The sequence below is a fragment of the Dyella mobilis genome (assembly GCF_016904945.1).
GTDB classification, from domain to species: domain Bacteria; phylum Pseudomonadota; class Gammaproteobacteria; order Xanthomonadales; family Rhodanobacteraceae; genus Dyella_B; species Dyella_B mobilis.
Genome location: NZ_JADIKF010000026.1, coordinates 1 through 9,179 on the forward strand (window position 1 = coordinate 1; position 9,179 = coordinate 9,179).

Below are 9,179 nucleotides of genomic sequence, written 5' to 3' on the forward strand. Positions count from 1 at the left end.
GCGGTTGCGCATCGCGCAGAATCAGTGCGAGTCGCTCGGAAGCGTAGACCGGATCGAGCGGCAGATATGCGCCACCGGCCTTGAGAATGGCCAGCAGCCCGACCACCAGGGCGGTGCCGCGTTCGACGCAGAGGGCGACCCGATCGTCGGGCCCGATGCCCTGTGCGATCAGGTGATGAGCCAGCTGATTGGCCTGCGCATTGAGCTGGGCGTAGGTAAGCGATTGGTTGTCGAAGACGAGTGCGACGGCATCCGGTGTGCGCAGCACCTGCTGTTCGAATAGATGATGGATGCACTGACCCTGCGGATAAGGCGCATCGGTCTGGTTCCAGGTGGTCAGCAGCAGAGTGCGTTCTTCGGGCGTCAGCACGTCAAGTTGTCGTACCGGCGTGCGCGGAGCGCGTTCCAGTGCATCGGCCAATTGCTCCAGGGCACGGTGCATGAGCTGGCAGGTATGCGCGGGCGAAATGGGGTGCGCTACCTGAGCGGTCAAGGCCAGAGCGTCCCCAAAATCCTCAACCGACAGTCCGAAGGGATAGTTGGTGCGCTCCTCGGCAGAAAGCCATTCGATACCCTTGCCGACCTCGGTGTCGTGTAATGCCGAAATGGCGGCGTTGTGGCGGTAGTTGAGCAATGCGCTAAACAGCGGTGCCGAAGCCGGTACCCCACTGCAGCGTTGCGCCAGTGCAAGCGATGCATGCTCGTGGCGCAGCAGCTCGGCCAGTCGCGCATAGGTTTGCCTTACGCTCGTTTCGACGTCCGTGTCGTCGAGATCGAGCCGCAATGGCAGAGTGTTGATGAACAGCCCCATCGCCTGGTCGGCCCCTTCGCCACCATGCATGCGTCCGAACAGCACCGTGCCAAACACCACCGATTCGCGCCCGCTGGTCTTGGCAACGACTTGTCCCCAGGCCAGGTGACACAAACTGGCCAGATTGACGCCCAGGCGACGTGCCTGGATTTGCAGGCGTTTGTGAAGGTCTTGCGGCAACGTGTGGCGAGTTTGCTGGACGCGGCTGCCGTCACGATGCACGTCACCCAGGCCGAAGGGTGTCGTGGGTTCGTCGATATCCGCAAGCATGGAGGTAAAGAAACGCTCGTGCTCGTTTTGCGACAGGCCTAGCCGTACCTGGGCAATCAGGTTGCGGAAGGGTTGTGGCGGACGCAATGCATCGCCGTTTCCTGCCATGAAAGCTTGCACTTCGGTATGTAGTATCTCCAAGGTGGAATGGTCGCCGATCAGATGATGCAGTTGTTGCAGCAATAGCCAGCGGCCATGATCCGGGTCAGGTGCCACGACGAAGCGCAGCAGAGGCGCTCGGGTAAGATCGATGCGGTTCCGGCGCGGGTCGAAGCGGTGCGAAAGTTGCTCGCTGATCGGCCCGTCTGCTGCATCCAGGCTGATTTCCGTAATGGCCAGTGCTACCTGTCGGCATACCACCTGAGCCGGCCTCGACAACTGCTCCCAGACGAATGCAGTGCGCAGGATATCGTGGCGATTCGCGACCTGCTGGGTGGCGGCAAGATAGCGATCGAGCAGGGCGCGGTTGGCGAAAGTCATCTGGCCGACAAATAGATACGGATCGCCATCCGTCGCCAGAAGATGGTGGAACAGAATGCCTTCCTGCAATGGCGAGAGCGCGTAGATGTCCTGGATATTGGCGATGCCGCCGGGCACGTGGGCGACGATGCGGTCGATGTCGGCTTGGGTAAGGTCAATCAGCGGCAACGTGTCGGGCGCAATGGTCGTGTCACGTTCGGTGATGCGATTGGCCGGTACGTCGATATCTTGGTGACTGCCGAGGGCGGCGGCCAGCTCGTGCAGGACGGGAGACGAGAACAGCGAGCGAATCTCGATGCCCAAGCCCTGACGGTGCAAGCGTGCCATCAGTTGCACGGCCAACAGCGAATGGCCGCCGAGCTCGAAGAAATTATCGTGGCGGCTTACTCGTTCGACACCAAGCAGCTCTTCCCAGATCGCTGCCAACGTTTGCTCGACGTCACCGAGCGGCGGCTCATAGGTGCGACGTGCGTAGGCCTCGCTGCTCGGTGCTGGCAGCGCCTTGCGATCGAGCTTGCCATTGGGCGTCAACGGCAGTGCGTCCAACTGCACGAAAGCCGAAGGCACCATGTAATCGGGCAGGCGCGTGTCCAGATGGGCGCGCAGCGCGGCTGCGATTTCACCCGTGGTATCGGCCATGGTGGTGACGTAGGCCACCAGGCGCTTGTCGCCGGGTGCGTCTTCGCGTGCGATCACCGTCGCCTCGCGGACCGCCTCGTGCTCGACCAGTCGTGCCTCGATCTCGCCCAGCTCGATGCGGAAGCCGCGGATCTTGACCTGGTGGTCGTTGCGGCCGAGAAACTCGAGATTGCCGTCAGGCAGGTAGCGCGCCAGATCGCCGGTGCGGTACATGCGCATATCCGGATGTGCACCGAACGGATCGGGCAGGAAGCGTTCGGCCGTAAGCTCCGGACGATTCAAATAGCCGCGAGCGACGCCGGCGCCGCCGATGTGGATCTCTCCCGCGACACCCAGTGGGACGGGGTGGCCATGCTGGTCCAGCAAGTAAATGCGCGTATTGGCAATCGGACGTCCGATAGGAACGCTCTTGCCAGCCACGCCCTCACGAGGATAGCGATAGAGCGAGGCCCACACCGTAGCTTCCGTGGGGCCATATTCGTTATACAGGCATAGTCCCTTGGCCACGAGGGATCTGGCTAGATCGTCGGGGCAGGGCTCTCCAGCGACGATGACATCGGCCAAGCTTTCCAGTTCATCACCGAGTCCGTCGCCCTCCTTGGAGGCGAACAGCAGGCGTGCCAAGGAAGGGACGCACAATAGCCGAGTGATGTGCGCGCGCTTCAAGTAGCGAAGGATGGCCAGCGGATCCGAAGCGGCATGCTGGTCGAGCAAATGCAGTGCGCCGCCGAATAGCAGCGTTCCAAATATACCTGCGTTCGAGCTATCAAACGCGATGGATGAAAGAAGTAGATAGTTGGTATCGGTATCGATGCGGTATGTATCCGATCGAGCCAGAGTGGACGCGACCAGGTGGCGGTGCTCAACCATGACTCCTTTGGGAATTCCCGTGGAGCCGGAGGTATAGATGACATACGCGAGGTGGTGCGAAGCCAGTCCAAGCAAAGGTATTTCAGGATTGGTTTCGCCTCGTGTCCGCCACGGCAGTTCCGGCCCATCAATCGCCAACTCTGCGGCGAATGCAAGCGCTTCGTTGCCTAATGCACGACGCCCGCTTGCATCGTGGAGCAACAGCGCGGGCTGTACATCGTGCAGGATTTGCGCAAGGCGATCCGAAGGGTAGGCCGGGTCCAGAGGCACATAGGCGCCGCCAGCCTTGAGGATGGCGAACAATCCCACCATCATGGCAAAGCCGCGTTCCACGCAAAGGGCGATGCGATCGTCCGGACGGATGCCCCGATCTATCAGGTAATGAGCCAGCTGGTTGGCTCGTGCATTGAGTTGGGCGTAAGTGATCGACTGGTCTTCGAAGACCAGGGCGATGGCATCGGGGGTTTGTGCTACCTGTCGTTCGAATAGATGATGGATGCAGTGATCCTGCGGATAAGGCGCATCGGTCTGGTTCCAGGTGGTCAGCAGCAGCGTGCGTTCCTCGTGAGGAAGCACGTCTAGCTGCCACACGGGCGTGCGAGGGGCATGCTCTAGCGCGTCGACCAGCTGCAGCAGCGCGCGTTGCATGAACTGACACACGCGCGTGGGAGAAACCGGCTGAAGAGCCTGCGCCGTCAAGCCCAGGGCATCGCCGAAATCATCGATCGACAAGCTCAACGGATAGTTGGTGCGCTCTTCGTACGCCAGCCACTCGATTCCGCGCACAACCGAAGCCTCCGGCGTGGCGACCGATACGCCGTTGTGCCGGTAATTGAGCAGGGCGCTGAACAACGGTGCCGGGGCGGCGATACCACTGCATTTTTGCGCCAAGGCGAGCGAGGCATGTTCGTGGCGCAATAACTCAGCCAATCGGCTGTAAGCACGTCTCACGCTCGTTTCGACATCGGTGCCGTCGAAATCGATACGCAACGGCAAGGTGTTGATGAACGGTCCCATGGTCTGATCGGCCGCATCGCCACCCTGCATGCGGCCGAACAACACCGTACCGAACACCGCCGATGCGCGTCCGCTGGTTTTGGCGACCACCAGCCCCCATGCCAGGTGGCACAGGCTGGCGAGGTTGACACCCAGTCGGCGTGCCTGAGCACGCAGGCGCTGATGAAGATCCTCCGGCAGCATGCTGCGCGCTTCGCCGATGCCGCTGCCGTCCAGATGCACGTCGCTCAAGCCAAACGGCGTAACGGGCTCGTCAATATCGGCCAGCATGGCGCGGAAGAAGCGCTCGCGCTCCTCCGGTGCAACAGCCAGACGGGCTTGGGCGACCAGGTTGCGAAACGGCTGGGGGCTGCCCAACGTGTGCGCCAACCCGGCAAGTATCGCCCGGATCTCCTGATCGAACATCTTCAATGACGTGATGTCGTCAATGAGGTGATGTTGCAGTTGCAACAGCAACCAACGGTCTTGTTCCGGATCACGTGCCACGACGAAGCGCAGCAGCGGCGCCTGGGTGAGATCGATGCGATGGTGACGCGGATCGAACTGGCGCGAGAGCTGGTCAGTGATCGGCCCATTCGCCGTATCAAGGCAGATTTCCGTAATGTGCAGTGATGCTTTGCGCAGGACCACCTGTGCGGGTTTGGAGGAGCCTTCCCAGATGAAGGCGGTGCGCAGGATGTCGTGACGGTCGACGACCTGCTGGGTGGCGGCAAGGTAGCGATCGAGCAGGGCGCGGTCGTGGAAGGCGATCTGGATCACTTGCAGATAGGGGTCGCCGTCGGTCGCCATCAAATGATGAAACAGAATGCCTTCCTGCAATGGCGAGAGGGCGTAGATGTCCTGAATATTGGCGATGCCGCCGGGCACGTGGGCGACGATGCGATCAATGTCGGCCTGAGTGAGGTCGATCAGCGGCAACGTGTCGGGCGTAATGCTCGTGGTGTGCTCGGTGATGCGATTGGGCGGTACCTCGATATCGCGGTGGCTACCGAGCGTGGCGGCCAGATCGCACAGGATGGGCGAGGCGAACAGCGATCGGATCTCGATGCCAAGGCCCTGACGGCGCAAACGTGCCATCAGTTGCATGGCCAACAGCGAGTGCCCGCCGAGCTCGAAGAAGTTGTCGCGACGGCTCACGCGCGCGATGCCGAGCAACTCCTCCCACAGCGTGGCCAATATCCGCTCGATATCACCCTGCGGTGCTTCATAGGCGTGTCGCGCATACGCCTCGCCATCAGGCGCAGGCAAGGCCTTGCGATCAAGTTTGCCGTTGAGCGTGAGCGGCAAGGCCTCCAGTTGCACGAAGGCGGAGGGCACCATGTAATCGGGCAGGCGTGCGCCCAGATAGGTGCGTAGCGAGGCCGCTAGCGCATCGTCGTGCGCTGAGGTAGTGACGTAAGCGACCAGCCGCTTGTCACCGGGCACGTCTTCGCGAGCGATCACCACCGCGTCGCGAATCGCGTCGTGCTCGGCCAGCCGTGCCTCGATCTCGCCCAGCTCGATGCGGAAGCCGCGGATCTTGACCTGGTGATCATTGCGTCCGAGAAACTCGATATTGCCGTCGGGCAGATAACGGGCCAGATCGCCGCTGCGGTACATGCGCGCATCGGGATGCGGGTTGAACGGATCGGACAGGAAGCGCTCGGCCGTCAACTCCGGACGATTCAAATAGCCGCGAGCGACGCCGGCACCGCCGATGTAGAGCTCGCCGATGGCGCCCAGCGGCACCGGCTGGCGATGCGCATCCAAGAGATAAATGCGCGTATTGGCAATCGGGCGGCCGATCGGAACGAGTGTTGCATCGAAGTCAGGTGGACAGGTCCACGCGGTGACGTCAATGGCGGCTTCGGTCGGCCCGTAGAGGTTGTGCAGGCTCGTGTGGGGAAGCGTTTGCCGATATTTGCGAATGCTCGACGCAGATAGGGCCTCGCCGCTGCAGATGATCCGTTGCAATGAGGTGCAATCGGCTACTCCGTCGGCATCCAGGAAGATGCTCAGCATCGATGGGACAAAATGGATCGTGGTGACTCGATGGCGAGTGATCACCTCGACTAAATAGTTTGCATCCTTGTGTGCTTCAGGCATGGCAATGACCAGTTTGGCGCCATTGAGCAGTGGCCAGAAGAATTCCCATACCGACACGTCGAAACTGAAAGGCGTCTTCTGCAAGACGACATCATCGGCACGAAGGCCATATGCCTCCTGCATCCAGTTCAATCGATTGACGAGTGCCCGATGCTCGTTTTGTGCTCCCTTGGGCGTGCCGGTAGAACCGGATGTGTAGATGACGTAGGCCAGGTGGCGTGAGGTGAGCGAAGTTACTTTCGGATTGCCAGGGTTGGCATTTGCCCAACGGAACGCATCCCCGACCAGGTCGATCGCGCCTTGGGGCATGGCACTCTTCAGTGCCGCGGATCCCGCCGAGTCGGTCAACAGCAGTGCCGGTGCCGCATCGGCAAGGAGCTGGGCAAGGCGATCCGAAGGGTGGGCCGGATCCAGGGGCACATAGGCGCCGCCCGCCTTGAGGACGGCGAACAACCCCACCACCATGGCAAGGCTGCGTTCTACGCAAAGCGCGATGCGGTCGTCCGGGCAGATGCCCCGATCTATCAGGTAATGGGCCAACTGGTTGGCTCGTGCATTGAGCTGGGCGTAGGTGAGCGATTGGTCTTCGAAGACCAGGGCGACGGCATCGGGAGTTTGCGCCGCCTGCCGTTCAAAAAGATGGTGGATGCACTGATCCTGCGGATAAGGCGCATCGGTCTGGTTCCAGGTCCGCAGCAATAGCGTGCGCTCTTCAGCAGGAAGCACGTCGAGCTGCCACGCGGGCGTGCGTGGGGCATGCTCCAGCGCATCGACCAACTGCAGCAGCGCGCGTTGCATGAACTGACACACGCGCGTGGGAGAAGCCGGTTGCAGGGCCTGTGCCGTCAAGCCCAGGGCGTCGCCGAAATCATCGACCGAAAGGGTCAGTGGATAGTTGGTACGTTCTTCGTACGCGATCCATTCGACGCCATCCAGCGCCGAGGTTTCTCGTGAGGCAGGCGTGCTGTTGTGCCGATAATTGAGTAGTGCACTGAACAGTGGAGCGGAAGCGGTAACGCCGCTGCATTTTTGTGCCAGGGCGAGTGAGGCATGCTCGTGACGCAGCAGTTCTGCCAATCGGCTATAGGCATGTCGCACGCTCGTTTCGACATCGGTGTGATCGAAATCGAGACGCAACGGTAAGGTGTTGATGAACGGTCCCATGGTCTGATCGGCGGCGTCGCCGCCATGCATGCGGCCGAACAGCACGGTACCGAACACAGCCGATTCGCGTCCGCTGGTTTTGGCAACGACCAGGCCCCACGCAAGATGGCACAGGCTGGCGAGGTTGACACCCAGTCGGCGTGCCTGAGTGCGCAGGCGCTGATGAAGATCCTCCGGCAGCATGCTGCGCGCTTCGCCGATGCCGCTGCCGTCCAGATGTACGTCGCTCAAACCAAACGGCGTAACGGGCTCGTCAATATCGGCCAGCATGGTGCGGAAGAAGCGTTCGCGCTCCTCCGGTGCGACAGCCAGACGAGTTTGGGCGATCAAGTTACGAAACGGTTGTGGCACGTCCAGTGTGTGCGGCGGCCCGGCGAGCAACGCGCGTGTCTCCTGGTCGAGCATCTTCAACGACGTGATGTCGTCAATCAGATGGTGTTGCAGCTGCAATAGCAGCCAGCGATCCTGGTGCGGGTCGTGGGCTACGACGAAGCGCAGCAGCGGCGCCTGGGTGAGATCGATGCGATAGTGGCGTGGATCAAACTGGCGCGACAGCTGCTTACTGATCGATCCGTCTTCGGCATCGAGGCTCAGTGTAGTCACCTGCAATGAGGCTTGGCGAAGTACCACTTGAGCGGGTCTGGATAGCTGTTCCCAGATAAACGCCGTGCGCAGGATGTCGTGACGGTCGACGACCTGCTGGGTGGCGGCGAGATAGCGATCGAGCAAAGTGCGATCGTTAAAAGCGACCTGGCGAACTTGTAGATAGGGGTCGCCGTCGGTCGCCATTAGATGATGAAACAGAATGCCTTCCTGCAATGGCGAGAGGGCGTAGATGTCCTGGATATTGGCGATGCCGCCGGGCACGTGGGCGACGATGCGATCAATGTCGGCCTGAGTGAGGTCGATCAGCGGCAACGTATCGGGCGTAATGATCGTGGTGTGCGCAGTGATGCGATTGGGTGGTACCTCGATATCGTGGTGGCTACCGAGCGTGGCGGCTAGGTCGCACAGGATGGGCGAGGTGAACAGCGAACGGATTTCGATGCCCAGGCCCTGACGGCGCAAGCGCGCCATCAGTTGCATGGCCAACAGCGAATGGCCGCCGAGCTCGAAGAAGTTGTCGCGACGGCTCACGCGCGCGATGCCGAGCAACTCCTCCCACAGCGTGGCCAATATCCGCTCGATATCACCCTGCGGTGCTTCATAGGCGTGCCGTGCATAGGCCTCGCCATCGGGTGCCGGCAAAGCCTTGCGATCGAGCTTGCCGTTAGGCGTCAGCGGCAGGGCCTCCAGTTGCACGAAGGCGGAGGGCACCATGTAATCGGGCAGGCGTGCACTCAGATGCGCGCGCAGCGCCGCGGCCAGGTCGGAGTTCTCGCCCTCGGTGGTGACATAGGCCACCAGCCGCTTGTCGCCGGGCACGTCTTCGCGAGCGATCACCACCGCGTCGCGAATCGCGTCGTACTCGGCCAGCCGCGCCTCGATCTCGCCCAGCTCGATGCGGAAGCCGCGGATCTTCACCTGGTGGTCGTTACGGCCCAGGAACACGAGGTTGCCGTCGGGCAAATAGCGGGCCAGATCGCCGCTGCGATACATGCGTGCATCGGGATGCGGGCTGAACGGATCGGGCAGGAAGCGCTCGGCCGTCAACTCCGGACGATTCAAATAGCCGCGCGCCACGCCGGCGCCACCCACATACAACTCACCCACCGTGCCCAGCGGCACCGGCTGTCCCTGCGCATCGAGCAGATACAGACGCAAATCCGGGATGCGCTCGCCGATGGGACTGACCGCGGCCGCCGTATCGGCCTGACGCAGCACCCGATAGGTGACGTGCACG

Annotated in this window: 1 protein-coding gene; it reads right to left on the reverse strand. The window is 61.7% G+C overall.

Annotated elements, in window-relative coordinates:
- Nucleotides 1-9,179 (reverse strand): non-ribosomal peptide synthetase (locus ISS99_RS00250; RefSeq protein WP_204629558.1); only part of this gene is annotated, 9,179 nt, incomplete at both ends.